Below are 24,679 nucleotides of genomic sequence, written 5' to 3'. Positions count from 1 at the left end.
ACGAATACCGCTTCGGCGGCTGAACCCAGTTAGAACCCCTTGCGGCAGGGGCAGACCAGCACACCCCTACCTGGCAAACAAAACTTGAATCGTCACCAACCGAGCTTGTCATCCCCCGGGTAGGTCAATCAGTCACCCGCGTGCCTCCCGGGGCCCGCCCCACCTGATAGGTAGGACCGCAATGACGAGCAAAAAGACTCTGGCCGGCAGCCTTCTTAGCCTCTCCACAGGTCTGCTGCTGGCCGTGAGCGCCATTGGCGGCGCATCAGCCTCTTCCGCAACGTCGCAGGACTCGACCCAACTACAGGTCGCAAGCACCCCGGTGTCCAGCCCGCAGGGCTACTGGACGCCCGAGCGCATGCGCGCCGCACTTCCCGGCGATGTGATCGCCGCCAAGGCCGTGGCCCGGCAGGACAACGAAGGGCCCGCGTCCGCGGCTGCAGTTGAGACGGGAGCGCTGACGAGGTTCGCGGGCACCGCCCCGCAAACCACGGCAACCACGGCCCTGCACGCGAGCGAATCCCCGGTGAAGCACATCGGCAAGGTCTTCTTCACCCTCGCCGGCAACAACTACGTCTGCTCCGGCAACTCGATCGCCGCGCAGAACAACAGCCTCGTGGCCACGGCCGGCCACTGCGTCAATGAGGGGCCCGGCGCCTTCGCCACCAACTGGATTTTTGTGCCCGGATACGTCGACGGGACCGCGCCCTACGGGAAGTGGCCGGCCCGGTCGCTGCACGCCGCACGGAACTGGACCTCCGGCGGCGACATCCGGTACGACACCGGCTTCGCCGTCGTGGCCAGGGTGGGCGGCAGGTCCCTAGCCGACGTGGTGGGGGCGTCGGGCGTGGAGTTCAACCAGACCCGCGGCATGACGTACAAGTCCTTTGGCTACCCGGCCGCGGCACCGTTCACCGGCCAGAAGCTGGTCAGCTGCACCGGCACGGCGCACGATGACAGCATCAACCCGCAGTTCAACTCGCAGGGCATTCCGTGCGACATGACGGGCGGCTCCTCGGGCGGTCCGTGGTTCGCCCAGGGAGACACGAATGCTGTCAGCGGGGCGGACGGCTTCCAGAACTCCGTCAACAGCTACGGGTACGGAACGAATTCCAGCACCATGTTCGGGCCGTTCTGGGGCTCCACCACCATGAAGGTCTACGACAGTGCACAGCGGAAATAAGGATGATGCGGGCACCACTGACAACGCCGCGGTAAACCACAGCGTCAGCCAGCCGCCCGAGGAAATCCTGGCCCACTGGACCCCGGAACGCATGGCAAAAGCTGTACCCCTGGACGTCCGGTTGCCGGATCCGGAGGACAGGGATCCCAAGCCCGAAGGAAAGTAACGCAAGTTAAAGCCCGACGGCGGCCGTCCCCTAAAGGGGGCAATCGCCGTCGGGCTTTACCGGGCCCACGCGGCCCGGGTTAACTCGCCGAGCGCAGCGAAGTTGGCGCGGCGGCGGGGACTTCTAGTGGAAGAAGTGGCGGGCGCCGGTGAAGTACATGGTGATGCCCGCAGCGTTGGCCGCGGCGACAACCTCCTCGTCACGGACCGAGCCGCCGGGCTGCACCACAGCCCGGACCCCGGCGTCGATCAGGATCTGCAGGCCGTCGGCGAACGGGAAGAACGCGTCGGAGGCAGCAACCGCGCCGCGGGCACGGGCGGGGGCGCCTGCCGCGCCGGCGTTGGAGGCACCGCCGGCGCCGTCGACGTCGGACTCAACCTGGACACCCAGCGTGTTGGCCCGCTCAACGGCAAGCTTGCAGGAGTCCAGTCGGTTGACCTGGCCCATGCCGATGCCGACTGCGGCGCCGTTCGAGGCGAGCAGGATGGCGTTCGACTTGGCTGCACGGCAGGCGGTCCAGGCGAAGGCGAGGTCAGCGAGCGTTGCGTCGTCGGCCGCTTCGCCGGCGGCAAGCGTCCAGTTGGCGGGGTTGTCGCCGTCGGCGTCCACCTTGTCGGCGACCTGCACCAGCACGCCGCCGGAAACCTGGCGGATTTCAGTCGGGTAGCGGCCGTAGCCCTCGGGCAGGGCCAGCAGGCGGATGTTCTTCTTCTTGGAGAGGATTTCCACTGCCTCCGGCTCGAAGTCGGGGGCGATGACCACCTCGGTGAAGATGTCCTTGACGGTGTTGGCCATGCCGGCCGTTACCGTGCGGTTGGCCGCGATGACGCCACCGAAAGCGGAGACGGGGTCGCAGGCATGGGCCTTTGCGTGGGCGTCCGCGATCGGGTCGGCGGCGTCGGCAGACGCGACGGCCACGCCGCAGGGGTTGGCGTGCTTGATGATGGCCACGGCGGGCTCGGCGAAGTCGTAGGCTGCACGCAGTGCGGCGTCGGCGTCCACGAAGTTGTTGTAGCTCATGGCCTTGCCGTGGATCTGGTCGGCCTGGGCGATGCCAACCGGGGCTGCGTTGTCGACGTACAGTGCTGCCTGCTGGTGCGGGTTCTCGCCGTATCGCAGCACCTCGGAGCGTTCCAGCGCCAGGCCGGCGTAGGCAGGCCAGTCGATGACGCCGTCGCCGTCCTCGTCGAGGAACTGGCTGGCAGTCCAGGTGGCCACAGCCGTGTCATAGGTGGCGGTGTGCGCGAACGCCTTGGCGGCGAGCCGGCGGCGGGTCTTGAGGTCGAAGCCGCCCTCGGTGGCGGCGCGGACCACGTCGCCGTAGAACGTCGGGTCCACCACAATGGCGACGGCGGCGTGGTTCTTCGCCGCGGAGCGCACCATGGCGGGGCCGCCGATATCGATCTGCTCCACGACGTCGTCCTGTGCGGCACCGGACTTGACCGTCTCCACGAACGGGTAGAGGTTCACCACGACGAGGTCAAAGGCCTCGATCTCCATCTTGGCGAGGGTCTCCATGTGGGCGGGGACGCGGCGGTCGGCGAGGATGCCGCCGTGGACGCGCGGGTGCAGGGTCTTGACCCGGCCGTCGAGCATTTCCGGCGAACCGGTGACTTCCTCGACTTCCTGGACCGGAATGCCGGCCGCGGCGATCTTTTTGGCGGTCGAGCCGGTGGAAACAATTTTGACGCCTGCTGCGTGCAGGCCCTTGGCGAGCTCCTCCAGACCGGTCTTGTCGTATACCGAGATCAGGGCCCGGCGGATGGGAACACGGTCAAGCTGCGTCAAGCTCACAAAAGTCTCCGTCTTTATCTCGCGGTTGATGTGCCGCGGTTGGTGGGGATACGGCCCAGTTTATCGTGTCGGCGGGCCCGCGCCTGCTGGCGGCTGCAGTGTGAAGGCGGGGGCGTTCCCGGTCCAAGGGCCCGGCGTTCCCGGCGTAGCGGCCCGGCGATGAGCGGCGTTCCGCAACGTAAGGTTTAAGCAGGAGGCCGAGATGAACATTTACACCGCTGTGCCCAGTGGCGAGCAGGTAGTCCAGGAACTGCCGTGGCGCTGGAAAGTGCAGGGCCGGATCTTCGTGATTGGCGGCCTGGGATTCATGTTTGACGCTTGGGACGTCACCCTTAACGGCATCCTCATTCCGTTGCTTTCCACGCACTGGAGCCTCACGCCGGGCGAGGCCGGCTGGATCGGCACGGCCAACCTGATCGGCATGGCCCTGGGCGCCTTCATCTGGGGCACCATCGCCGACACCATCGGGCGCAGGAAGGCCTTCACGGCCACGCTGCTGATCTTCTCGCTGTTCACGGTTCTCGGCGCCTTCTCCCCCGACTTCCTCTGGTTCTGCGTGTTCCGCTTCATGGCCGGGTTCGGCCTGGGCGGCTGCATTCCCGTCGACTACGCGCTGGTGGGCGAATTCACGCCGCGCAGGCAGCGCGGCCGGGTCCTCACCGCCATGGACGGCTGGTGGCCCGTGGGCGCAGCGCTTTGCGGCTTCGTGTCCGCCTGGCTGGTGGCCGCGTTCGCCGACTGGCGCCTGACCATGCTCGTCATGGTGCTGCCTGCCCTGCTCGTGTTCTGGGTGCGGCGCAGCGTGCCGGAGTCGCCGCTGTTCCTGATCCGAAAGGGCCGCCGCGACGAAGCGGCCCGGGTGATTGACGGCCTGGTCGAGGCCACGGGCGCCGATCCCCGGGCCTACAGCCTGCCCGAGCCCCAGGCCGTGCCGCGGCTTTCCGCCGGCAGCGCGTGGCAGCAGCTGCGCGGGGTCTGGCAGTTCAACTGGAAGATCACGGCCGCAGCATGGGCCCTGTTCATGAGCATCCTGCTGGTCTACTACCTGTCCCTCACATGGATGCCGCGGATCCTGATCGGCGCCGGGTTCGCCGAATACAAGGCGTTCCTGACGACGGCGGGGATGGCCGCCGTCGGGCTCCTGGGCGTGATCGCGGCAGCGCTGCTCGTGGAGCGCGTGGGCCGCAAGTGGCTGCTGGCCGTCACGGGGCCGCTGTCCGCACTGGTCCTGGTGGTCGTGGCGTTCGTGGTGGATGTGCCCACGGCCGCGGTGTTCTGGCTGCTGGTGTTCGGGTTCGTGGTGCAGGTGGCCATCCCGGTGCTCTATGCGTACGTTTCCGAGTTGTACCCGACGGAGCTGCGCGGCAGCGGGTTCGGCTGGGCGTCCACGTTCTCGCGGCTGGGGGCTGGCTTCGGCCCGCTCATCTTCGCGAACTACTTCTGGCCGCAGCTGGGGCTGGCGACGTCCTTTGCCCTCGCCGGCGGCCTGGTGGTCCTGTCCGTGCTGTGGATGGCGTTCTTCTCCCCTGAAACCCGCCAGCGCCGCCTCGAGTAGCGCCTCCCACCTCCAACTGACTCGCAGTTGTTGTCGTTTTGGGCCCGCAAAACGACAACAACTGCGAGTTACTTGGGTGACCAGCCCCTGCTGATTAGCGCAGCACGGACTTTCGCGACTGCGGATCGGGCATCGTTCTGCATGTGACGCTTGGAGATCCTGACCAGCAGCCAGCCGGCACGGGCGTAGTCCTCCTCCCGGGCGATATCACGGACGATTTGCTCAGCCCCCGAGTGGCCCTCACCCTCATACTCCACGGCAACCTGATGTTCCGGATAGCCGATGTCGGGCTGACGTACGACGCCGGGACAGAGTTCGGTCCGCACGTTGAGTTGCGGTTCCGGCAGGCCCGCAAATTCCAGCGCCAGCCGTAGCCGAGTCTCCGGAGCCGAATCCGCACCGACACGTGCCAAGTCGAGGGCGAGCCGGGCTTTCCGGATGCCCGGCGTTCCTTTGTGTCTGTCCAGCATGTCGGCCAAGTGCCCCGGAGTGGCGTGCGGTTCATCCCTGGCTTCAAACTCGGGCCGGGGAATGCGCAGGAGATGGTCGGCCACCACCGTCAGCTCCTCGACGCTCATCTTCCGTGCCACGTCCAGCCAGGTCCGAACTCTGCTCGTCACCAGCAGTCCATCAGCACTCACGATTTCATCGTCGAAGAACTGCCCCACATGGCCTATGACGCCGGCGCGCCGGGAAATAGCCATCGTGTCCGGCCGGGAGATATGGACACGCGGATCCCCTTGACCCGGCAGGAACCCCGGAAACTGCCAGAAAGCGAAGGCGGTGCCGTGCGATGCGGCTGAAAACTCGGTCACCCGGGTGAACGGGCGGACCACCTCCGGTGCAAACAACTCCCCCGGACCAAGGGTGGGTCCGTAATCGGGCACCCTGATGCCCCGGCTGGGTGAGTACAGCGCCCCATGCCGGAGCCGCCGCAAGCTGACACCGGCGTCGATGGCTTCCTGGCAGGTGAAGGGCGCCAAGGCCAGTGGCTCGGGAAGGGGACGGGGTGTCTTCACGGCACCATGGTCGCAAATCCGGAACCCGCTCAGGCGGTTATCCACAGGCCAATGTCCCGCCATCGCAACTGACTCGCAGTTGTTGTCGTTTTGAGGGCTCAAAACGACAACAACTGCGAGCTAGTTGGGGGTGTTCGCCGCGGCGTACTCGGCGGCCAGCGACGCGAGCGTGGAGACCAGCAGCCGGCGCTCCACCACCTTGATGCGCTCGTGCAGGGTTTCCTCGGTGTCGGCGTCCTCGATGGCGACTGCCTCCTGCGCGATGATGGGCCCCGTGTCCACGCCGGCGTCGGCCCAGTGCACGGTGCAGCCGGTGACCTTCACGCCGTAGGCCATGGCGTCGCGGACTCCATGGGCGCCCGGGAAGGACGGCAGCAGGGCGGGGTGCGTGTTAAGGTATTTTCCGTCGAAAGCGTCAATGAACTCGGGGCTCACGATCCGCATGAAGCCGGAGGACACCACCACATCGGGCTGGTACGCGGCAACAGCCTCGGTCAGGGCGGCGTTCCACTCCGCACGGTCCGGGTACGCCTTGAAGTCCACCACAAAGGTCTGGATCCCGGCTGCGGCAGAGCGCTCCACTCCGAAGGTTCCCGGGCGGTCAGCGCCCACCGCGGCGATCTCAACATCCAGGCCCCCGGCTTGAACGGCGTCAATGACGGCCTGGAGATTGGAACCGGTTCCGGAGACGAGGACTACTATGCGCATTGCTCAAGCTTAGGCGGCTGCTCGCGTAGGCTGGAAAACATGAACCCCACTCCGGGCCCCCAGGGGCCGCAGCGGACCGCGCGTCCGCTCAGCGAGGAGGCCAAGGCCTCGCTCCAGAAGACGCACACGCTGTTCCGCATGTTCATTGTGGCCGTGCTGGGCGCGTTCTTCGTCTTCCAACTGGACCTCGCCTACCTCTGGCTCACGGCCATCCTGACGGCGGCGGGCATCGTACTGGGGGTCATGGTGCTCATCCGGGCCATCCGGCTCAAGGAGTCCAAACTGGTGCTGTTCGGCACCATCTCCGGCCTGGTGGTTTCGGCGGTCATGGTTCTCCTGGTCCTGACTTCCGCGCTCTTCTTCAACCAGATCCGCGACTTCCAGCAGTGTTCCCGCCAGTCGCTGACCAGCAAGGCAAGCACGGACTGCCGGGTCAACCTGGAGAACTCGCTGCCCGGACCGCTGAAGCAGCCCGTCCGCTAAAGCCACCGAATGGGCCGGAATGGCTATTTGCTGCTCGGGGCAGTCCCCAGCTCGGCGTCCCGAAGCTGCCGGCGTTCCAGCCACGGTCCCGCCGCGTACCCAATTACGACGCCGATTGCGACTTCCGCCGCCAGCCAGACTGCCGTCCACAGCGGATCCGGGCCGATGTCCGTGAGGCGGCCGATCCCGGCCGAGCCGCGCGCCAGCCAGGCGAGGGCCGCTCCGAGCATGCCGGCCGCGGCCCCGACGATCAGGGCCAGGAACAGCGTGGACACCGCGGCGGTCAGCCAGCGGACATGGAGCTTGATGGACAGCCACTCATCGAAGTGGTTTTCGCCTTCGCGCAGGAACCACCATCCGGCCAGGACTCCGGCAAGCACCGGAACCACCAGCGCCACGGGGCCGAAGTCGAGGGGGCCGGAAGGGATTGCCGCAAAAACCGGAATGGTGGGCAGCGGCCCCACGGCGGTCCCCAGCGGACCCACCTGAGACCCGGCACCCAGCGCGAAACCGGAGCCGGTCAGCCACGCGAGCGCAAAGACGGCGAGGTTGGGGAGGAAGCCGAGCTGCGCAATGGTGAGCGCCGTGCCTCCGACGGGCCCGGCGTCGAGCGCTTCATAGACAGCCACCACGAGGTTCCAGTGGATGAGAAGGTCCACGGCCAGCAGCGCCGACGAAAACGCGAGCGCAGCGACGACGGCCACGAAGCCGGCCTTGGCTGCCGAGGCGAGGTATGAGCCCGCCCACCGCGAGTGCTGGCTGGTGCGGGCGATCCAGTCCACGGCGTCGACGCCGATCAGACGGCTCCATGACCCGGCCTCCCGCCGGGCGCCGACCACCATCCCGAGGCCGAACGGAACCAGCGGCAAAAGCCCGGCCCACCACAGGAAAACCTCGACGTCCTCGGTCCGGCAGATGAACCCGGTGGCGATGCCGAAACCGGCATAGACCAGCCACGAGCCGAGCAGCGCCTGCCACAGCTGGTCCGTGTAGGAGGCCCGGGCCAGGCGCCGGCCCGCCCGCCAGGCCAGCAGGAAAGGAATGAGTGTGAGGCCCAGCGGCAGCAGCGACAGTGTGCCGGTCTCGGGCCTCGCGGCAGCACCCTCCCCCACGGTGGTGAGGTAGAGCGGCACCCCGTGGATGACCAGCCATGCCTGGCCGGCGAGCCGCGCCAGGACGTCAACGCCGGCGCTCCCGAAACCCGAGGTGGCCCACACCGCAACGATGGGTGCGATGACCACCAGCGCCGAGATGATGGCCGCCTGCGCGGACTCGAGTCCGCCCTGCAGCCACAGGGGCATGGGTAGGCCACGGTCTCCGGTCTGGTCAGCACGCAGTTTCATCGCCTCCCATCGTGCCATGCGGGTCCCGGCCCGCCCGTTTTCGACAGGCTCAACGGCGCCGGAAAGTCGGACAGTCGCGCGCCCGTGCCGGTGCATGGCAGGCCCGGCGGCGGGCGCTTTTTCGGAAGGCCCGTCGTAAAATTAGCTTGTCCGCATTCAGTGGTTGGAGGCAGAAAATGACTACCGCATCCCCACATGCACATGGCGTCCACTTTGGCAGGACTGATGTCCAGAACGCTGGCATGGGTGTAGGTATTGTCTTGATGGTGGTCGGTGTGCTGGGGTTCATCCCGGGCATCACCGCACGGTATGGCGAACTGATGTTCTTTGGGCCTGATTCGCACGCCATGTTCCTCGGCCTGTTCCAGGTATCCATGCTGCTCAACATCGTGCAGCTGGTAATTGGCGCAACCGGCTGGGCCATGTCCCGCGGAGAGATGGGCGCTCGGAGGTTCCTCATGGGAGCCGGTGCGCTGTACCTCGTCCTTAGCATCTACGGGCTGAGTGTCGGAGTGGATTCGGCGGCCAACTTCCTGTCGCTGAATATGCTGGACAACTGGACGCACATGGTGCTGGGCGTGCTGATGATTGCCGCTGGCTGGATGTTTTCACGGCATTCGGTCGAGGACAGGAAATAGCCCGGAACGCGAACGCCGGGAACTAGGAGCCGCGAATGAATAGATATCTAATCTGAGTATTCGTACTACCGGTTGGTGCAGGCGGCCACGCGAGTTCGTGGGCGGCTGCACCAACTTTGCGTCGGCCGCAACGCTCGAAAAACGGTTCGCTTTTGAAGCGGACGACGGCGGGTGCCCGGCGCGCGGGAAGGCCTGGACTCGCAGAGTCCAGGCCTTCCTATTTGTTTAGCTGGTCGCCGCCGGCGTTCAAGTTGAGTGGTCCACGCCAGGTGGTTCACGCTAGGTGTCGGTTTCCGCCGCGCGGGGCGGAAGGGTGTTCCACTCGGTTTCCGCAGCACGCATCCAGGGATAGGGCAACAGTTCTGTGATGTGGACCTTTCCCACCTCGCCCCCGGAATCGACCAGGACAGTTGTCTCTGTTCCGTACGTGCGCAGCAGTTCCCGGCACAGGCCGCAGGGGTTCGTGACCTGCGGCTGGCCCTCTCCGTCCATGCTGACGGCCACCACTGCGCTGATGGATGGTTCCCGGGCCATGCGGGCGTTGGCCAGGGCGCTGGATTCGGCGCACACGTTGAGGCGTTTTGAGCCGATGTGCAGGCCAAGGTAGATGGCCCCCGACCCGCCGCGCATGGCGGCAGCCACCCGGTGGTTCTCGGGGTGATGGGTGGTAGCCAACAGCCCGCGGGCCGCCTCGTACAGCTCCACGTCAGGGTCGCTGAGTTCAAAGGAGATCACGGTTTTCCTCCTAGCTCCCGATGAAGATGCCGTTTTTCTTTCGGGCCAGCAGGTAGAACACGATGCTCAGCGCCGAGAGGACAGCTACATAGACGGGGAAGATCCAGGAGGCGTTCATGGACTGGAGCCAGACCAGCAGGTAGGAGGCCGTGCCGCCGAAGATGGCGACGCCGAGTCCGTAGCCGAGGGCCGTTCCGGCACCGCGGCAGCCCTTTGGCATGAGGGAGCTGGTGACCACGTTGTACAGCGTCATGTTCAGGACCAGCACCACCGAACCGCCCAGGAGCACCGCAGCGAAGCCGGCGATGCCGGGCTTGACGTACATCAGCATCAGGAAGACCGACGGAATGGCCAGCGCGCGGGTGACCAGGAACCACCTGGATATCGCCTTGCCGTCAGCGAGCCGGCTGATGATGAGGCTGCCGACCACCAGCACGACGCCCAGGACCGTGGTAAGCGCGAAGACCGCGGTGGAGTCCTCCTTGAAGCCGCTGCGGGCCGCCGTCGGAAGCCCGGTGTTCCAGGCGTAGTTGTAGGCCTGTGCGGCACCGACGACGAAGGTAATGGCCAGCACGCTCAGCCAGTGTTTGCGCACCCCGCCCCAGACTGTTTTTGCGGAGTTGTTCGCCAGTTCTTCGGGCTTCATGGTTTCAGGAAGTGTCCGGCGAAGGTAGACCACGACGAAGCCGAAGGCGGCGCCGACGACGAACGGCATGCGCCACCCCCAGTCGGCCATGACGGATCCGCCGAGCACCAGGCTGCTGAGGTAGCTGACAAGCGAGGCGAGCAGGATGCCTGCGTTGACGTAGAAGGAGATGATGCCGGCCACAAAGCCCTCGCGCCCCTCGGGTACGAGTTCGACGGCGTGGGCGGTGGACAGCGGGGCTTCGACGCCGGTGGAGATTCCCTGGATGATGCGGCAGACCAGGAGGATGACCCCGGCGGCGCCGCCGATCTGGTCATAGGTCGGGGACACGGCAATGATCAGGGTGGTGACCGCCATCATCATGATGGACCAGAGCATCACCCGTCGCCGTCCGATCCTGTCGGCGAAGGTGCCGAGGAGTATCCCGCCCAGCGGACGGAAGGCGAAGCCGACGGCGAAGACTGCCAGGGCGCTCAGCGTTGCGGCCACGGGATCATGCGACGGGAAGAACTTCGGTCCGATGAAGGCCGACAGCAGCCCAAAGACCATCCAGTCGTACCACTCCAAGGTGTTGCCCAGCCCGAGGCCCAGCAGCCCCCGGCGGATTTCCGGAGAGAGCCGGGACTTCCGGCCGCCCTCCAGGTCATTCTTGACGACAGTGTCAGTCATGATTCTTTTCCTTCCCCCGCGCCTTCGGGCACGGGAGGGTACGGATCACCGGCAGGCGCCCTGTTGGGCCGCCGGCGATCGAAACTATCGTTTGGCTTGGTCCGCGGGGCGGCGTGACCGGATCACCACATGGGAGGTGAGTTAGCCAAGATAGCTACGCATGCCTCTTCGTAGCGCTTGCCTGCAAACGGCCATCCGGCCCGGCGCAGGGAGCCTGTTCAGATGAACGGTTCCATGCCGACCGGCCAGCATCGGGTTCTGTGGATGGCTTGGCAGATGTGCTGCCTCATTACCAGGGAAGAGAACTGGAGACCGGGCGGGGTGCACCTTCCGCCAGAAGGTCCTCGGGCCCTGCTCCTGTTCGATTAGCGTCAATCCCAAAGTGTTGCGGCTCACATAACTATATTGAAGATCTTCACGGAGTCAATGGTTCAGGGAATGCCGAATCCCTCCGCGGCCGGGCGGCTGATGAAACCCCGGGTCAGGCGGGAATCGACCCGCGGGGACGGAGAATTTTCACCAAACCATTGATTCGGTAAAAATCTTCACTATAGTTATGCACGTCAGCTCATCCAGAGAAAGACGGACCATGACCAACGAGAGCCTCCCGGGATCCTCCCCCGCCGGCACGAGCGTCCTTCTTGCCACCGTAGGCAACAAGATCCGCAACATGCGCAAAGACAAAGGGATGACGCTTGCGAAGCTCTCGGAAGTCACCGGCCTCAGCCCGGCGATCGTTAGCCAGATCGAACGGGGCCTGGCCAATCCGTCCTTCACCACCCTGGCGCAGCTGGCCCACGGCCTGGACATCCCCGTGGGGAAGTTCTTCCTTGGACAGGAAGAAGCCAAGTCCCCGGTTGTCCGCAAGGGCGAACGGCGGAACCTCAAGGGTGTTACCAAGAAGTCGGTGGGCGAGGCGGTCTATGAACTGCTCACTCCCGACCTCAACGGCGCCCTCGAGGCCCAATGGATCGTGAGTCCGCCAGGCCACGACACCAGCGCCACTCCGTTCCGGCACACCGGCGAGGAATTCGGCATCATTCTCTCCGGTCGGAAAGACATCTACCTGGACGGTGAGTGCTACACCCTGGAAGAAGGCGATTCCATCACCTTCTCCTCGGATACGCCTCACTGGTACAAGAACAGCTACGAAGAGGTATGCGTAGCGATCTGGGTTAACGCACCTCACGCGTGGTGATCAGCCGGCCCTAGCCGCCTTCACCATTCTCCATTTCCGCCGACGCCCCGGTGTCCGCGGAAGCCTTTCCACACTCCGCCGCAAGGTCCGCAACGGGCCGCGCTGCGTCATACCCTCTGCCGGGTGGAATCCGCGGTCAGCGTCACCGCGCGTTCATCCTGGGCAGCGTCTACCTCACCGGCTGCCGTTCCGACGGCCGCCGGAAAGTAAGGATCCCCCATGAACTCGACAACAGCCTTGCGCTCCCTGGACCTCATCACCACCACGCAGGACCTGAGCGCTCCCGTCATCTCCCGTTCGGACGTCCTGGTGGTCGGAGGCGGCCCGGCCGGTGTGGCCGCCGCCGTCACCGCTGCCCGCTCCGGCGCCTCCGTCACTTTGCTGGAGCGCTACTCCGCACTCGGCGGCCTCGCCTCCGGGGGCATGGTCCTGGTGCTCGATGACATGATCAACGGCCAGGAGATCACCGTCACCGGCATCGTCTCCGAGTACGTCGAACGGCTCCAGAAGCTGGGCCTGGCAATCGTCCCGCCGGCCGATGACCGCAAGACTTCCGAGGAACTCTGGAACAAGTGGGGCCGCTTCGGCACCTTCGACTTCCACTCCCACACCACCCCCAAGCCGGTCTGCTACGCCGCAGCCTTCGATCCGGACGGCTGGAAACGGGTCTCCAACGACCTCGTCCGCGAAGCCGGCGTCAACCTGCGCCTGCACTCCTGGTTCTCCCGCCCCATCGTGGACAACGGCGTCATGAAGGGCGTCGTTTGCGAGACCAAGTCCGGCCCGCAGGCCTTCATGGCCGACATCGTCATCGACACCACCGGCGACATCGACGTCGCCTCCCGCGCCGGCGCCAGCCACATCAAGGACAGCTACCTCACCACGCTCGTCTTCCGGCTCGGCAACGTCGACACCAACGCCGCCGAGGCCTTCGAACAGGCCAACCCGAAGGAAGCCCGCGCCATCAACCGCAAGATCAAGCGCCTCCTCGGCGGCGCCTGGGAACTGTGGTGGCTCAAGACCCCCATCGACGGCGTCGTCTGGTGCAACGCACCCCACATGACAGGCTTTGACGGCGTCGACCCGGCAGACATGACCGCCGCCGAGTTCGCCGCCCGGGACCGGATCACCGAGGCCGTGGAGTATGTCCGCGCCAACCTGCCCGGCTTCGAAAACTGCTACATGCTCGACGTCGCCTCCCAGATGGGCGTCCGGCAGACCCGCCTGCTGGAGGGCGAGTACGTGATGACCAAGGACGACGTCACCTCCCGCCGGCACTTCGCGGACACCGTGGCCCGGGGCCGCGACTACTACTACCCCTACCGCTCGCTGCTGCCCAGGGAAGTGGACCAGCTGCTCGTGGCTGGCCGCCACTACTCCGCCACCCCCGAGGCGCAGAAGATGTCCCGCGAAATCCCGCCCTGCATGGCCATGGGCCAGGCCGTCGGCGTCGCTGCCGCCCTGGCGGTCCAAAACGGCACCCTTGTCCGCGACGTCTCCGCCCTGGACATCCAGCAGGGCATGCGCCGGCACGGCGCGGACCCGGGTGACGTCCCGTCGTCGAACGCCACCCTCGACGCAGACGCGGCGGTGGGAGCGTGAGCGCCGCCATCGACGAACTGGAAAGCACGACGGCGGCACCGGCCGCCGCTGCCAACGGCGCCGCCGCCGACCCGGAGGTTGCAGGCGCCGGCACTCCACTCCCCCTCGACGGGATCAAGGTCGTCGACTTCACCCAGGTGTTCATGGGCCCGTCCTGCACCCAACTGCTCGGCGACTACGGCGCAGACATCATCAAGGTGGAACGCCCGGGCGCCGGGGACATCTCCCGCAACTCCTTCCCGGACAAGGACGGCCAGGACAACCCGATCTTCCTGTCCATCAACCGCAACAAGCGCAGTGTCTCGGTGGACACCCGCACCGAGGACGGCCGCGCCGTGCTCCGGCGGCTGCTGGCGGACGCGGACGTGGTGGTGAGCAACTTCCGCTCCGGCGTGATGGAGCGGATGGGCTTCGGCTACGAGGAGCTCAAGGCTGAGAACCCGGCCATCATCTGGGCCTCCGGCACGGGCTTCGGACCGAACGGGCCTTACTCGCACAAGGGCGGCCAGGACGCTATCGCGCAGGCCTACTCCGGTGTCATGTGGCGGCGCGAGTCGGAGGACATGAAGCCCTCCATCTACCCCACCACCCTGTGCGACTACATCACCGGAATGCACCTCATGCAGGGCATCCTGCTGGCACTGCGCACCCGCGAAACCTCCGGCGTCGGGCAGAAGGTGGAGGTGACCATGTACGATTCCATGCTGCACTTGCAGATGCAGGAAGCGTGCATGCAGCTCAACCGCGGCTACGAGGTCAACTGGGGAGCCATGCCCTTGAGCGGCGTCTTTGAAACCACCGACGGCGCCGTCTGCATGGTGGGCGGCTTCACCCCCGACCCGCTGCTGCGCATTTCCGAGGCCCTGGGCCTGGACGAGGACCTCACGCAGCGCCCCGAGTTCGCGGACCTGGAACAGCAGTTCAAGCACAAGCCGGCATTGCAGACCATCTTCCGGGAGCGCATCGCCACCAACACCACCGAGTACTGGACCGGCAGGCTGGAGGAGAAGGGACTGCTCAACGCCCCCGTGCACACTTTGGAACAGACCCTGGCCGATGCGCAAACCCACGCCAACGGCATGATCGTCGAGGCCGAACACCCCGGCGTCGGCACCGTCAAGATGCTCAACGCGCCCATCCGGCTCTCCGCCACGCCGCCCATCATCCGCCGGGCGGCCCCGCGGCTGGGCGAGCACAACGTCGAGGTACTGCTGGAAAACGGGTTCGACGCCGAGACCATCGAGCGCCTGCAGAAGCTGGGAGTGCTGAGATGACCGCCGTTTCTGAAGCTGAGCAGGCGCAGACCACGGTGGACGAGGTCACGTTGACCATCGAGAACCACGTCGCCACTGTGGTCATCGACCGGCAGCACGTCCTCAACGCCGTCGACGGCAACGCCCAGGCCCGGCTCAACGGGATCTGGGACCAGCTGGAAGCCGATCCCACCGTCCGCGCCGTGGTCATCACGGGCGCCGGGACCCGGGCGTTCTGCGTAGGGGCGGACATGTCCGCCGCCGCCGTGGACAAGACCGGCCTCGAGTACTGGGCCGGCCTGGACCCGAACGGCTTCGGCGGGCTGAGCCTGCGCACCACCCTGGATGTGCCGGTGATCGCGCGGGTCAACGGCTACGCCCTCGGCGGCGGCATGGAGATCGTGCTCGGCGCGGACATCGTGGTGGCCGCGGATACCGCCCGATTCGGGCTGACGGAACCGCGCGTCGGGCGTTTGGCGCTCGACGGCGGCATCCACCAGCTGGTGCGCCGGATCCCGTACACCCAGGCTATGGGCATGCTCCTGACCGGGCGGAAGGCCGAGGCCGCGGAGATGCAGGCCATGGGCCTGGTCAACGAGGTGGTCCCCGCCGGGGAGCTCGACGCCGCGGTGCAGCGCTGGCTCGACCAGATCCTTGCCTGCGCCCCCACGTCCGTCCGGGCGGTCAAGCAGATGGTCACACGGACCGCGCACATGACCGCCACCGAGGCCCGCGGGCTCCGGCTGCCGGCCCTGATGGCGGCACTGGACAGCGCGGATTCCGCCGAGGGCGTCCGCGCCTTCCAGGAGAAGCGCGCGCCGGTCTGGCCCGGGCATTAGTCCTTCCACCGTCACAGCCGGCTGACGTCCGGCCGCCCGAAGCAACCCAGCTTCAACAAGAGCTCTTAAGGAGAAACCTATGCGGGAGTCACTGACACCCGGCGTGTGGGGCGTCGTCGCCACACCGTTCCAGGGCAGTGCCCTGGATGTCGATACCGATAGCCTGGCCGGACTCGTGGGGTACTACGAATCGATCGGTGCCACCGGTCTCACCGTCCTGGGCGTCTTCGGCGAGGCGGCAGCCCTGACGCCGGCCGAGCGCACTCTGGTCCTGGAGGTGGCTGTTGAAGAAACACGCCTTCCCCTCGTGGCGGGGGTGACGTCGCTCTTCACCGGCACCGCCGTCGAGGAAATCCACGCCATCCAGGCCGCCACCGGCGACCGGCTCGCGGCCGTCATGGTACAGGCCAACTCCGCCAACCCCGGCGTGGTCAGCGCGCACCTGAATGCCATTCACCGGGCGACCGGAGCCAAGATGGTGCTGCAGGACTACCCCCTGGCCAGCGGCGTCAGCATCAGCACCGAGGCACTCATCTCGGTGGTGCGCGCCTGCAGTTTTGTCACTGGGGTCAAGGCCGAGGCGCCGCCCACCTCCGTCGCGATCAGCCAGCTGACGGACGCCCTCGAGGTCTCGGTGTTCGGCGGACTCGGCGGCCAGGGGCTGCTGGACGAGCTCCTGGCGGGTGCCGCCGGGGCAATGACCGGCTTCTCCTATCCGGAGGCACTGATCGCCTGCGTCCGGGCCTGGCAGCGGCACGGCTATGATGCCGCCCGCGACGCCCTCCTGCCCTACCTGCCGCTGATCAACTTCGAACAGCAGGCGAAGATCGCCCTTTCGATCCGCAAGGAATGCCTGCGCCAGCGCGGCCTGATTGCCGACGCCGGCGTCCGGGCGCCGGGGGCGGCCTTCCCTGATGTTCTCCGGACCGGATTGCGCACCCACCTGGCCGAGGCTGCCGCGGCGCTTGGCCCCAATCCGGCCGCCGCCCACGTCACCGCGGGGAGGTTCTGATGGATCTCGGAATCAGCGGCAAGACCGCCCTGGTGGCCGCATCCACCGGGGGCCTGGGCCTCGCCGTCGCCAAGGCCCTCGCGGCCGAGGGCGCCAAGGTGGCCATCACCGGCCGGCGCCGCGAGCGCGCCGAGGAGATTGCGGCCGAACTCCAGAAGGAGGGGCACAGCGCCGTCGCCGTGCAAGCGGACCTGAGCACCGCCGACGGCGTGGCTGCCGCCGTCGAACGCACCATCGACGCCCTCGGACCCATCGATATCCTGGTGCTCAACGGGCCGGGACCCAAGCCCGGCGCGGCCGCCACGCTCGGCTCCGACGACATCGCCGCCGCGTTCGAACAGCTGGTCAAACCGCACCACGCCCTGGTCTCGCACGTCCTGCCGGGCATGCGGGAACGGCGCTGGGGGCGGATCCTTGCCGTCGGCTCCAGCGGCGTGGTGGCACCCCTGCCCAACCTGGCCGTATCCAACACCGGCCGCGCCGCCCTGGCCGGCTACCTCAAGACGCTCGCCGCTGAGGTCGCCCTGGACGCCGTCACGGTCAACATGCTTCTGCCCGGACGCATCGCCACGGACCGCGTGGCCGAACTCGACCACGCCGCCGCCAAGCGCCGCGGCACCACAGCCGAGGAAATCCAGCTCGAATCCCGCAAGACCATCCCGGCCCGCCGTTACGGCGAACCGGAGGAATTCGGTGCCACCGCGGCCTTCCTCTGCAGCGCCCCGGCCTCCTACATCACCGGCGTCGCATTGCGCTGCGACGGCGGCCTGATCCGCGGCCTCTGACCGCATCCAACACGCATGCCCCGCAGCTCCGACTCCCACGAAGGAACCCCATGACTTCCACTGTCACCGAAAACTCCACCAGCTTCACCGAGCAGGACCGCATCACCGCCCGGCACCTTATCAACGGCGAATGGCTCGGCGAGGCGGACACCGAACGCCTCAACCCGGCCCGCCCCGGCGAGTTCGCGGCCCTCTCCCCCAGCGGCACGGCCGCGGACACCGACGCCGCCATCAGCGCGGCCGCCGCAGCCCAGCCGGCGTGGGCCGCGCTCCCCGCCCCGGCCCGCGGTGCCATCCTGATGGCCGCCGGGGACCTGCTGCTGGAACGCCAGGCAAGCATCGCCGAGGACCTCGTGCGGGAAGAAGGCAAGACCCTCACCGAAGCCAAGGGAGAGGTCAAGCGCGCCTCCGACGTGCTGCGGTTCTTCGGCTCGCTCGGCTGGGCCGCCACCGGTGAAGTCCTGCCCAGCGGCCTGCCCGACACCACCATCACCACCCGCCGTGAGCCGCTCGGCGTCGTCGGCCTCATCACGCCGTGGAACTTCCCCATCGCCATCCCGGCCTGGAAATCCGCCCCGGCACTGATCAGCGGCAACGCCGTGGTGATCAAGCCCGCCGAGCTCACCCCGCTCTCGGCCACCCATCTGGCCCGCGCCCTGCAGGACGCCGGGCTGCCGGCCGGGGTGTTCAACGTGGTCCATGGCAAGGGCCGCGTGGTGGGCGATGCACTGGCCCGCGACCCCCGGATCGCGGGGTTGTCCTTCACCGGTTCCACCACCGTGGGCCTGGGCCTGCAGGAAATCCTGAGCGCCCGCCGCGCCCGGGTCCAGCTGGAAATGGGCGGCAAGAACGGGGTGCTGGTCCTTGACGACGCGGATCCCCACAAGGCCGCCAAAGTGGTGGCCGCCGGCGCCTTCGGCCTCACCGGCCAGGCCTGCACCGCGACGTCGCGCGTCTACGTCACACCCGGCATCCGGTCCGCGTTCCTCGAGGCGCTGACCGTGGAAGCAGCCGCCTACACCCCCGGCGACGGCCTGGCCACCGGAACGTCGATGGGCGCCGTCGTGAGCAGCCAGCAGTTCGAACAGAACCAGGCGGCGGTGCGCACCGCCGTCGAACGTGGTGCCACCCTGCTCCACGGCGAGTACGACGGCGGAACGGACGCCGGCTTCCTCTTCCCTGCCGCCGTGCTCACCGACCTGCCGTTCGACGACGCCGCCGTGACGGATGAGATTTTCGGTCCCGTCGTGGCTGTGCTCGAGGTCCCGGACTACGAGGCCGGCCTCGCCGCGATCAACGATTCCCGCTACGGCCTCACCGCCGGCATCTGCACCGATTCCCTGGCCTTGGCGACCGACTTCGCCGCCCGCGCCCAGGCCGGCGTCATCAAGGTCAACCGGCCGACGGCCGGCCTGGACCTGAATGTGCCCTTCGGCGGCGTCAAGGACTCCTCCACCAACACGTTCCGCGAGCAAGGGAAGTCCGCCCTGGACTTCTTCACCTGGGGCAAGACCGTCTACACAGGTGTGTAGCCTGCCATGACCTATGTCATCGCGCAGCCGTGCGTGGATGTGAAGGACAAGGCGTGCATCGAGGAATGCCCGGTGGACTGCATCTATGAGGGCGAACGCTCGCTCTACATCCACCCGTCCGAATGCGTGGACTGCGGCGCCTGCGATCCCGTCTGCCCGGTCGAGGCCATCTACTACTCGGACGACGTTCCGGACGAGTGGGCCGATTACGTGCGCGCCAACGTGGAGTTCTTCGACGGGCTGGGGTCGCCGCAGGGAGCCTCGGCCCTCGGGAACCTGGGCCGCGACCATCCGGTGGTAACCAGCGCGGGGTGAGCGTGCCGCCCCAACGCCGGTGCCGCCGTCGTGAAGTGATCACGGCGGCGGCATCCACACTGTTTGTTCAGACGGCGTTCGTCACACCGCGGCCGGCCGCGTCAGAAGCCCGACTTGAAGCGAATTTGGGCGTAGGGCTCGCTGGGCAGGTTCCCTGCAGTCCAGGGCTCCTCGGACGGTTCGCTCCGCACTTCTCCGCGCCCGTCGCGCAGCACGGCCAGCACCGTTGCCGCAATGGCGACGACGGCGATTGCGGCCAGCAGCACAAGGACGACGACGATGGATCCAGGCATCCTTCAAGCACCTTCTGAGTCAATTTTATTGCGGTTCAGCGCGCCCGCTCATGCGCGAATATTTTTCCTCTGGACGGAACGGGGCGCCGGGCATATTCTGGTCTCCCATCGCGCTGGGGGGTGATTCGAATGGGCAACAGGGTGCGTTTACTGGACGCAACCGTCCTGCGCGCCCTGCTCTTGCCCGTTCTCCTGGCCCTGGCGTGGATTATTTGGGGCGCAGCATCCGCCGACGCAGCGCCCGGGGATACCGTGACGGCCGGTTCGCTTGACGCCGGGTCCCTGAATACCAGCCCCGTCAAAACTCCCGTCGCCGCTATCGCGCCGTCGGCAGTGACTACCCCTCTGGCTTCCGCCACCTCCCGGGTTGCCCCAACCGCCAGGCTACTGCCGGCGGTTCCGGCATTGCCGGCAGCACCCAGCCTCCCGGCATCGGCCACCAAGCCCGTGACGACCGTCGCCGGTACAGTGGCCCACACTGCCGGCACCGTGGTCAGCGGGGCATCGACAGCGGTCACCACCGTGACTACGGCTGCGGGGCCAGTGGTCGACACAGTGGACAGCCTGGTAACGGCTGCGGAAGACGCCGTTTCGTCGGTGCCGCAGCTGCCGGCAATACCTGGTGTGCCCACTATCCCATCGCTGCCGGTCCCCGTGGTGCCCGTGCCGTCTGTTCCGGTTCCGACGCTTCCTGTCCCGTCTGTTCCCTCAGTGCCGGTGCCTTCGGTGCCGCTGCCGGAACTTCCCGCGGTTCCGGTACCGGGTGTCACGCCGCCGACGCCGGCTCCCGGCACCGGGGACGGCTCGCCGGATCTTCCCTCACCGACGGGTGATGTTTCGCCCTCGGATGGTGGGCCCGGGACTACCGCACGAAAGGCCGCAGGCGGGGCCCAGTCGGCAGCACCGGCCGGGACAGCAGCCGGGGCCACTCCCACGGCCGGCGACGGCATCCCGCTCGCAGGCACGGACCTCTCTCTGGCCGAGCTCCAGATGACAACGCCCGAGCGCCGAGAGCCGGCAGACGCCGGCCATGCCGCCCAAAACGAGAACCTTGATGCGCTTCCCGGCGGCGGCCATCTTCCATCCTTCGCCGCAAACGAAGGAACGTCGGGGCACTCCTCCTCGGGCTCCGAGGGCTCCGGCACCCAGGCCGCCGATGCGGCGGGGAACTGGGACAGGACGCCTCTGTTTGCCGGCGCCCGTGTGTTGGATGCTGCCCAGAACCTTCCCGCCAGCCCAGCCTTCGATCCGGGGTCTTCCCCCGACTGAACAGGTCAGCTCTGCCCGCCTTCAGGGCAGAAAAGACCACCTGCGCAGCCCTGCGCAAGGACCTCAGTTCAGTCAGGAGAATATGTCATGTCTACGCACGCCCCGCTGTCTGCCGCCTCCCGCCCGTCCCGCCCGCAGTCCGGAGCCGTTAGCGGCCGGATCGGAAACTGGCCCGACCCGATGCGCGGCCGGATCGGCAACTGGCCCGACCCCATGTCCGGCCTCATCGGCAACTGGCCGGACCCCATGCAACAGAGAAGCTAGGGATGTCCGGGCGAAGCTGGAGCACGGTCCGGACCTGAGCCCGGACCGGCACGCCAACAAGGACGCCAACAAGGAAGTGTCGCCGCGCGCGGCGCGGCGACACTATTCCCCATGATCAGTCCGCCTATCCGAGGCGATTCGCCTATCCAGGACCGGCGTCGCCCTTCCCCGCAGGCTCTTGCCGTGTTCCGGCGCCGCCGTTCGGCGCCGGCGTAGCCTCCTGCCCGCCAATCCCATCCGCTTCGGCGGCTGGTGCCCGCAAGTCAGGTTCTGCAGCCGTGTCCGCCTCCGTGGGCTGGACGCCTTCTTCCCGCGCACCTGTTGTGGGCACATTGGCTATGGGAGAACCCGGTTCGGCGGTGCCGTCCGCGCTTGGTTCCCCGGCAACGGCCGCCGACTTCTGGCTCTTGGCCGGGCCAGGCTTGGCGCGGCCTGGAAAGTAGCTGATGACACGCGCCAGCTCGCGGCCCAGGACAGTACCCTCGACCACGTCGGCGGGCAGTGCCTCCTGCTCAGCTTTCCGCGCCGCCTCGAGTGCCTGGCGGCCTGCTTCCGTTATGGATACCTCGTTGTGCCGCCGGTCCAATGAACTCGACTCGCGGGCCACAAGCCCCGCCCCTTCGAGCCGAGACAAAACCCGGCCAATGGACTGACTGCGGACCCTGATTTCGGCGGCCAACTCTTCCTGGTTCAGCGGACCGTCGAGGAGGCCCTGCAGCGCGATGACTGCGGCGTGCGTGAGGCCGAGTTCAGCCAATGCCTGGTCCTGCCTGCGCTGGACAAGTCTGGCGGCCATGGACAGCAGCTGGTGAGGTCCCCACTGCTCCGCGTCGGGGTTCGGGACCATCGGTTTAGACCTTCTTTCCCTTTGAGCCCGTGCTGGCATCACCGCCAGCCCAAAATGCCGGAAACACCGGGACCGGAAACCGGCCCCGGTGTTAGGCAAGTCAGCGGCGGCTGTCGTCTACGCCGTCGGCCTCAATGCGCTCCTTGCGGACCTGCTCGTCCACCATCACCTCGTCAGTAACGGTTTCCGTGTCCAGCCTGACCCGCTCGACCGGTACAGCTTCCTTGTCCACCACGGGGCGTTCCTCGTGAAGTACCACTTCGTGTTCCGCTTCGCTGATATCCGGGCCGTTCAGCGCCTCGCCCCGGTTTCCCTCGGTGATCGGTTCGCGCTCGAGCCGTACTTCCTCGCGCTGAACCGGAACTGTCTGGGTCACGTTTTCGGTCACAACGTACTTGCGCAGTCGTGCCCGGCCGGCGGCCTGCCTTTCTGTGCCAACATTCACGCGTTCCTCAGAGCGGGTCATGGCGTCGCCATCAGCCAGGCCGGACGTGTCACGATCGGCCCTGTCATCCGCGGCGCTGTAGGTTCCGCCGCTCCCTGCGGCAGCGAACCCCGCATCCCGCTCGGTGGCTGAAAGGCCCGCGGCGGACTGGCCCGTCCGGCTTGAGTCGGCCCGGTCCCCGTTCGCCGCCTCGGTGTAAGTCACCGTTCCGTTTAGCTGGTAGTGGGCGTAGAGCCGGTCCTCTTCTGAGGGGTCAAGGTGGCCCTCAGCGTCAACGCGCGGAGCGTCCTTGACCTGGTCTTTGGTGTAGGGGACAACGATGTCGGATCCCTCGAGCCGTGCCCCCTCGAGTGGGATAAAGGACTCCGAGGTGCCGAAAAGGCCGGTCCGGGCCGTCACCCATGTGGGCTGTCCGTTGTCATCGTCCGCATAAACCTGGCCGAGGGAACCGATCTTGTCTCCGTCTGCGGAGAGGATGTTTCCGTTCTTGTTGAGCAGGTCGTCGATGTGTTCCTTGGTGAGCATGCTGTCTCCTTGGAGTTTGACTTCGTGTCGCATTGGCTGTTCACGCTGAGGCCGACGACGGCGCAGCGGCAGTTTAGGTCTGCCGCCCCTGGGAGCGGCAGCTGCCGCCCTGCCAGGCAATCCGCCGTCGCGGCCGAGGCCGATAATTCAACCTCGCACCTATACCCTAAGCATGCTTACTATCAGATTGGCAAGCCTGCTTAGCTTTTTTCTTGAGCCTGCCCGCAAGGGTGGGAAAAAATGACAAGTGTGCTTACTATTTATTGATAAACGTGCTTACCATTGCATGCCAGCAACGCTGGTTCCTGTAGAGCAGCTGACCCTTTCGGAAAGAGAGAGCGAAGATGACTGAGAACCAATGGCCGCAGGACGAAAACCTCACCGCTCCCCCGGCCACACAGAATTCGGGTTACGGCGCCGGCACCACCGGCTACGGCGCAACTGGAGCGGGCACCACCGGCTACGGCGCCGCCGGCTACCAGGATGATGCGTCCTCAAAGAAGGACGTGGCAAAGGAAGAGGCCGCGAACGTCGCCGGCGAGGCCAAAGGTGCCGCGCAGAACGTGGCTGAGACAGCCAAGACCGAGGCGAAGAACGTCGCGTACGAGGCCAAGAACAGCGCACGGGACCTGCTGCACCAGGCGAAGTCAGACCTGACCAGCCAGGCCGGCACCCAGCAGACCAAGGCCGCCGAAGGCATCCGCAACATCTCCTCGCAGCTGCGAACCATGGCGGACGCACCGGACCAGCAGGGCGTGGCCGCGGACCTCATCCGCCAGGCCGCCGACCGCTCTGCCTCCGTCGCATCCTGGCTGGACAACCGCGACCCTGGCTCGCTCCTGGACGAGGTCAAGTCCTTCGCCCGGCAGCGCCCCGGGACCTTCCTGCTCCTCGCGGCAGGCGCCGGCCTCCTGGCCGGACGGCTGGGCCGCAGCCTGCAGGCCGGCGCTCCGGAAACCGGAACCGCAGCAGGCTACGGATCCACCGGCGGCACGCTGCCCCAGTACCCCGCCCAGCCGCCGGTCACTGAAGGCAGCCTGGACGCCGGGGTAGGCGCACCGCTCTATGACCGCGCCGAGCTCGGCGAGCCCGCGTACACCCAACCGGCCTACGGCGAGACAACTTACGGAGAGCAGGCCACCGGTCAGCCGGCCTACGGTCAACCCTCCACCGGCCAACCCGCCTACGGCGAACAGACCTACGGGGAACAGCCCGCCTACGGCGAACCCGCCACCGGCCAACCCGCCTACGGCGAACAGACCTACGGGGAACAGCCCGCCTACGGCGAACCCGGCACCGGCCAGCCCGCCTACGGCGAACAGACCTACGGGGAACAGCCCGCCTACGGCGAACAGACCTACGGGGAACAGCCCGCCTACGGCGAACCGGGTGTCGGTGAGCCCGGTCCCGGCGAACCAGGATACGGCGAGCCGAGGCGCCGGGACACTGACGATACCGAGGGTGGGGGTCGTCCCCTGTGAGCAGCCAGATACCTGATACCCCGCAGACGGCCGCGCACGCGAAGGCCGACACCACCTCCCTCGGTGACCTCCTCGGCGAG

General features: G+C 67.1%; 25 protein-coding genes. 16 read left to right on the top strand and 9 right to left on the bottom strand.

The annotated features are described in order from the left end of the window. The first annotated feature begins 181 nt into the window (after window positions 1–181). Entirely contained in the window at window positions 182–1,183 is a 1,002-nt protein-coding gene (locus ACFVTE_RS21695; RefSeq protein WP_387104195.1) for a trypsin-like serine peptidase, read from the top strand. Continuing rightward, entirely contained in the window at window positions 1,167–1,349 is a 183-nt protein-coding gene (locus ACFVTE_RS21690; RefSeq protein ID WP_387104193.1) for a hypothetical protein, read from the top strand. Before ACFVTE_RS21695 ends, ACFVTE_RS21690 begins: the two co-directional genes overlap by 17 nt. A 123-nt stretch (window positions 1,350–1,472) precedes the next feature. On the opposite strand, the gene purH is transcribed toward ACFVTE_RS21690, so the two are convergent. Continuing rightward, window positions 1,473–3,143 carry a bifunctional phosphoribosylaminoimidazolecarboxamide formyltransferase/IMP cyclohydrolase gene (purH, locus tag ACFVTE_RS21685; protein ID WP_387104191.1) on the bottom strand — a complete coding sequence of 557 codons (1,671 nt, stop codon included), beginning with the start codon at window positions 3,141–3,143 and terminating at the stop codon, window positions 1,473–1,475. A 202-nt stretch (window positions 3,144–3,345) separates the two neighbouring features. On the opposite strand from purH, the gene ACFVTE_RS21680 reads away from it, so the two are divergent. Beyond that, on the top strand, window positions 3,346–4,698 hold the full coding sequence (locus ACFVTE_RS21680; RefSeq protein WP_387104188.1) for an MFS transporter: 1,353 nt from the start codon (window positions 3,346–3,348) through the stop codon (window positions 4,696–4,698). Between the two features lie 68 nt (window positions 4,699–4,766). Here ACFVTE_RS21680 and ACFVTE_RS21675 read toward each other — a convergent pair whose 3' ends face one another. Continuing rightward, the gene (locus ACFVTE_RS21675; RefSeq protein WP_387104185.1) at window positions 4,767–5,717 is read right to left on the bottom strand and encodes a hypothetical protein; all 951 of its coding nucleotides are present in this window, start codon (window positions 5,715–5,717) and stop codon (window positions 4,767–4,769) included. 120 nt (window positions 5,718–5,837) lie between these two features. Next, window positions 5,838–6,425, bottom strand: a complete 588-nt coding sequence (gene purN / locus ACFVTE_RS21670) for a phosphoribosylglycinamide formyltransferase (RefSeq protein WP_387104182.1) — start codon at window positions 6,423–6,425, stop codon at window positions 5,838–5,840. Between the two features lie 39 nt (window positions 6,426–6,464). Here purN and ACFVTE_RS21665 point away from each other — a divergent pair, with 39 nt between their 5' ends. After that, window positions 6,465–6,908 carry a hypothetical protein gene (locus ACFVTE_RS21665; RefSeq protein ID WP_387104179.1) on the top strand — a complete coding sequence of 148 codons (444 nt, stop codon included), beginning with the start codon at window positions 6,465–6,467 and terminating at the stop codon, window positions 6,906–6,908. Between the two features lie 23 nt (window positions 6,909–6,931). Here the strand turns inward: ACFVTE_RS21665 and ACFVTE_RS21660 are convergent, their stop codons facing one another. Continuing rightward, window positions 6,932–8,251 carry a DUF6350 family protein gene (locus tag ACFVTE_RS21660; RefSeq protein WP_387104314.1) on the bottom strand — a complete coding sequence of 440 codons (1,320 nt, stop codon included), beginning with the start codon at window positions 8,249–8,251 and terminating at the stop codon, window positions 6,932–6,934. Between the two features lie 242 nt (window positions 8,252–8,493). Here ACFVTE_RS21660 and ACFVTE_RS21655 point away from each other — a divergent pair, with 242 nt between their 5' ends. After that, on the top strand, window positions 8,494–8,889 hold the full coding sequence (locus ACFVTE_RS21655; RefSeq protein WP_387104177.1) for a DUF4383 domain-containing protein: 396 nt from the start codon (window positions 8,494–8,496) through the stop codon (window positions 8,887–8,889). Window positions 8,890–9,168: 279 nt separating this feature from the next. On the opposite strand, the gene ACFVTE_RS21650 is transcribed toward ACFVTE_RS21655, so the two are convergent. After that, on the bottom strand, window positions 9,169–9,624 hold the full coding sequence (locus tag ACFVTE_RS21650) for a hypothetical protein (RefSeq protein WP_387104174.1): 456 nt from the start codon (window positions 9,622–9,624) through the stop codon (window positions 9,169–9,171). A gap of 10 nt (window positions 9,625–9,634) precedes the next feature. Next, entirely contained in the window at window positions 9,635–10,939 is a 1,305-nt protein-coding gene (locus tag ACFVTE_RS21645; RefSeq protein WP_387104172.1) for an MFS transporter, read from the bottom strand. A 589-nt stretch (window positions 10,940–11,528) separates the two neighbouring features. Between ACFVTE_RS21645 and ACFVTE_RS21640 the strand changes: the two genes are divergently transcribed. The 8 genes from ACFVTE_RS21640 to fdxA all read left to right on the top strand — a co-directional run bounded on the left by ACFVTE_RS21640 (window position 11,529) and on the right by fdxA (window position 19,475). Further along, the gene (locus ACFVTE_RS21640) at window positions 11,529–12,137 is read left to right on the top strand and encodes a helix-turn-helix domain-containing protein (RefSeq protein ID WP_387104169.1); all 609 of its coding nucleotides are present in this window, start codon (window positions 11,529–11,531) and stop codon (window positions 12,135–12,137) included. A 219-nt stretch (window positions 12,138–12,356) separates the two neighbouring features. After that, a complete protein-coding gene (locus ACFVTE_RS21635) occupies window positions 12,357–13,739 on the top strand; it encodes an FAD-dependent oxidoreductase (RefSeq protein WP_387104167.1) in 1,383 nt (460 codons plus the stop codon). After that, the gene (locus ACFVTE_RS21630; protein WP_387104164.1) at window positions 13,736–15,013 is read left to right on the top strand and encodes a CaiB/BaiF CoA transferase family protein; all 1,278 of its coding nucleotides are present in this window, start codon (window positions 13,736–13,738) and stop codon (window positions 15,011–15,013) included. The genes ACFVTE_RS21635 and ACFVTE_RS21630 overlap by 4 nt, the downstream gene beginning before the upstream one ends. After that, entirely contained in the window at window positions 15,010–15,831 is an 822-nt protein-coding gene (locus ACFVTE_RS21625; RefSeq protein WP_387104161.1) for an enoyl-CoA hydratase-related protein, read from the top strand. The genes ACFVTE_RS21630 and ACFVTE_RS21625 overlap by 4 nt, the downstream gene beginning before the upstream one ends. Before the next feature lie 79 nt (window positions 15,832–15,910). Next, window positions 15,911–16,843: a dihydrodipicolinate synthase family protein gene (locus tag ACFVTE_RS21620; protein WP_387104158.1), complete on the top strand. Its 933-nt coding sequence runs from the start codon at window positions 15,911–15,913 to the stop codon at window positions 16,841–16,843. Then, on the top strand, window positions 16,843–17,628 hold the full coding sequence (locus ACFVTE_RS21615; protein ID WP_387104156.1) for an SDR family oxidoreductase: 786 nt from the start codon (window positions 16,843–16,845) through the stop codon (window positions 17,626–17,628). Before ACFVTE_RS21620 ends, ACFVTE_RS21615 begins: the two co-directional genes overlap by 1 nt. A gap of 50 nt (window positions 17,629–17,678) precedes the next feature. Next, window positions 17,679–19,160, top strand: coding sequence for an aldehyde dehydrogenase family protein (locus ACFVTE_RS21610; RefSeq protein ID WP_387104153.1), 1,482 nt, complete (start codon window positions 17,679–17,681; stop codon window positions 19,158–19,160). 6 nt (window positions 19,161–19,166) lie between these two features. Further along, window positions 19,167–19,475 carry a ferredoxin gene (fdxA, locus tag ACFVTE_RS21605; RefSeq protein ID WP_387104151.1) on the top strand — a complete coding sequence of 103 codons (309 nt, stop codon included), beginning with the start codon at window positions 19,167–19,169 and terminating at the stop codon, window positions 19,473–19,475. 101 nt (window positions 19,476–19,576) lie between these two features. Here the strand turns inward: fdxA and ACFVTE_RS21600 are convergent, their stop codons facing one another. Next, entirely contained in the window at window positions 19,577–19,768 is a 192-nt protein-coding gene (locus ACFVTE_RS21600) for a hypothetical protein (RefSeq protein ID WP_387104149.1), read from the bottom strand. A gap of 141 nt (window positions 19,769–19,909) precedes the next feature. Between ACFVTE_RS21600 and ACFVTE_RS21595 the strand changes: the two genes are divergently transcribed. Continuing rightward, on the top strand, window positions 19,910–21,037 hold the full coding sequence (locus tag ACFVTE_RS21595; RefSeq protein ID WP_387104148.1) for a hypothetical protein: 1,128 nt from the start codon (window positions 19,910–19,912) through the stop codon (window positions 21,035–21,037). A gap of 87 nt (window positions 21,038–21,124) precedes the next feature. Beyond that, window positions 21,125–21,301, top strand: a complete 177-nt coding sequence (locus ACFVTE_RS21590; protein WP_387104145.1) for a hypothetical protein — start codon at window positions 21,125–21,127, stop codon at window positions 21,299–21,301. A 142-nt stretch (window positions 21,302–21,443) separates the two neighbouring features. Here the strand turns inward: ACFVTE_RS21590 and ACFVTE_RS21585 are convergent, their stop codons facing one another. Both ACFVTE_RS21585 and ACFVTE_RS21580 read right to left on the bottom strand, forming a co-directional pair. Next, a complete protein-coding gene (locus ACFVTE_RS21585; RefSeq protein ID WP_387104143.1) occupies window positions 21,444–22,148 on the bottom strand; it encodes a MarR family winged helix-turn-helix transcriptional regulator in 705 nt (234 codons plus the stop codon). Window positions 22,149–22,248: 100 nt separating this feature from the next. Beyond that, window positions 22,249–23,118, bottom strand: coding sequence for a PRC and DUF2382 domain-containing protein (locus ACFVTE_RS21580; RefSeq protein ID WP_387104141.1), 870 nt, complete (start codon window positions 23,116–23,118; stop codon window positions 22,249–22,251). A gap of 344 nt (window positions 23,119–23,462) precedes the next feature. On the opposite strand from ACFVTE_RS21580, the gene ACFVTE_RS21575 reads away from it, so the two are divergent. Beyond that, a complete protein-coding gene (locus ACFVTE_RS21575) occupies window positions 23,463–24,599 on the top strand; it encodes a hypothetical protein (protein WP_387104138.1) in 1,137 nt (378 codons plus the stop codon). The last annotated feature ends 80 nt before the right edge of the window (window positions 24,600–24,679 follow it).

This window comes from Arthrobacter sp. NPDC058097 (assembly GCF_042884885.1).
Classification (GTDB): Bacteria; Actinomycetota; Actinomycetes; order Actinomycetales; family Micrococcaceae; genus Arthrobacter.
This window is presented reverse-complemented; position numbering and strand designations above follow the sequence as displayed.

Coding starts and splice junctions, on each gene's coding strand:
- ACFVTE_RS21695 (WP_387104195.1), top strand. CDS start 182: ATGACGAGCAAAAAGACTCTGGCCGGCAGCCTTCTTAGCCTCTCCACA.
- ACFVTE_RS21680 (WP_387104188.1), top strand. CDS start 3,346: ATGAACATTTACACCGCTGTGCCCAGTGGCGAGCAGGTAGTCCAGGAA.
- purN (WP_387104182.1), bottom strand. CDS start 6,425: ATGCGCATAGTAGTCCTCGTCTCCGGAACCGGTTCCAATCTCCAGGCC.
- ACFVTE_RS21665 (WP_387104179.1), top strand. CDS start 6,465: ATGAACCCCACTCCGGGCCCCCAGGGGCCGCAGCGGACCGCGCGTCCG.
- ACFVTE_RS21660 (WP_387104314.1), bottom strand. CDS start 8,251: ATGAAACTGCGTGCTGACCAGACCGGAGACCGTGGCCTACCCATGCCC.
- ACFVTE_RS21655 (WP_387104177.1), top strand. CDS start 8,494: ATGGGTGTAGGTATTGTCTTGATGGTGGTCGGTGTGCTGGGGTTCATC.
- ACFVTE_RS21645 (WP_387104172.1), bottom strand. CDS start 10,939: ATGACTGACACTGTCGTCAAGAATGACCTGGAGGGCGGCCGGAAGTCC.
- ACFVTE_RS21640 (WP_387104169.1), top strand. CDS start 11,529: ATGACCAACGAGAGCCTCCCGGGATCCTCCCCCGCCGGCACGAGCGTC.
- ACFVTE_RS21635 (WP_387104167.1), top strand. CDS start 12,357: ATGAACTCGACAACAGCCTTGCGCTCCCTGGACCTCATCACCACCACG.
- ACFVTE_RS21625 (WP_387104161.1), top strand. CDS start 15,010: ATGACCGCCGTTTCTGAAGCTGAGCAGGCGCAGACCACGGTGGACGAG.
- ACFVTE_RS21620 (WP_387104158.1), top strand. CDS start 15,911: ATGCGGGAGTCACTGACACCCGGCGTGTGGGGCGTCGTCGCCACACCG.
- ACFVTE_RS21615 (WP_387104156.1), top strand. CDS start 16,843: ATGGATCTCGGAATCAGCGGCAAGACCGCCCTGGTGGCCGCATCCACC.
- ACFVTE_RS21610 (WP_387104153.1), top strand. CDS start 17,679: ATGACTTCCACTGTCACCGAAAACTCCACCAGCTTCACCGAGCAGGAC.
- fdxA (WP_387104151.1), top strand. CDS start 19,167: ATGACCTATGTCATCGCGCAGCCGTGCGTGGATGTGAAGGACAAGGCG.
- ACFVTE_RS21600 (WP_387104149.1), bottom strand. CDS start 19,768: ATGCCTGGATCCATCGTCGTCGTCCTTGTGCTGCTGGCCGCAATCGCC.
- ACFVTE_RS21590 (WP_387104145.1), top strand. CDS start 21,125: ATGTCTACGCACGCCCCGCTGTCTGCCGCCTCCCGCCCGTCCCGCCCG.
- ACFVTE_RS21585 (WP_387104143.1), bottom strand. CDS start 22,148: ATGGTCCCGAACCCCGACGCGGAGCAGTGGGGACCTCACCAGCTGCTG.
- ACFVTE_RS21580 (WP_387104141.1), bottom strand. CDS start 23,118: ATGCTCACCAAGGAACACATCGACGACCTGCTCAACAAGAACGGAAAC.
- ACFVTE_RS21575 (WP_387104138.1), top strand. CDS start 23,463: ATGACTGAGAACCAATGGCCGCAGGACGAAAACCTCACCGCTCCCCCG.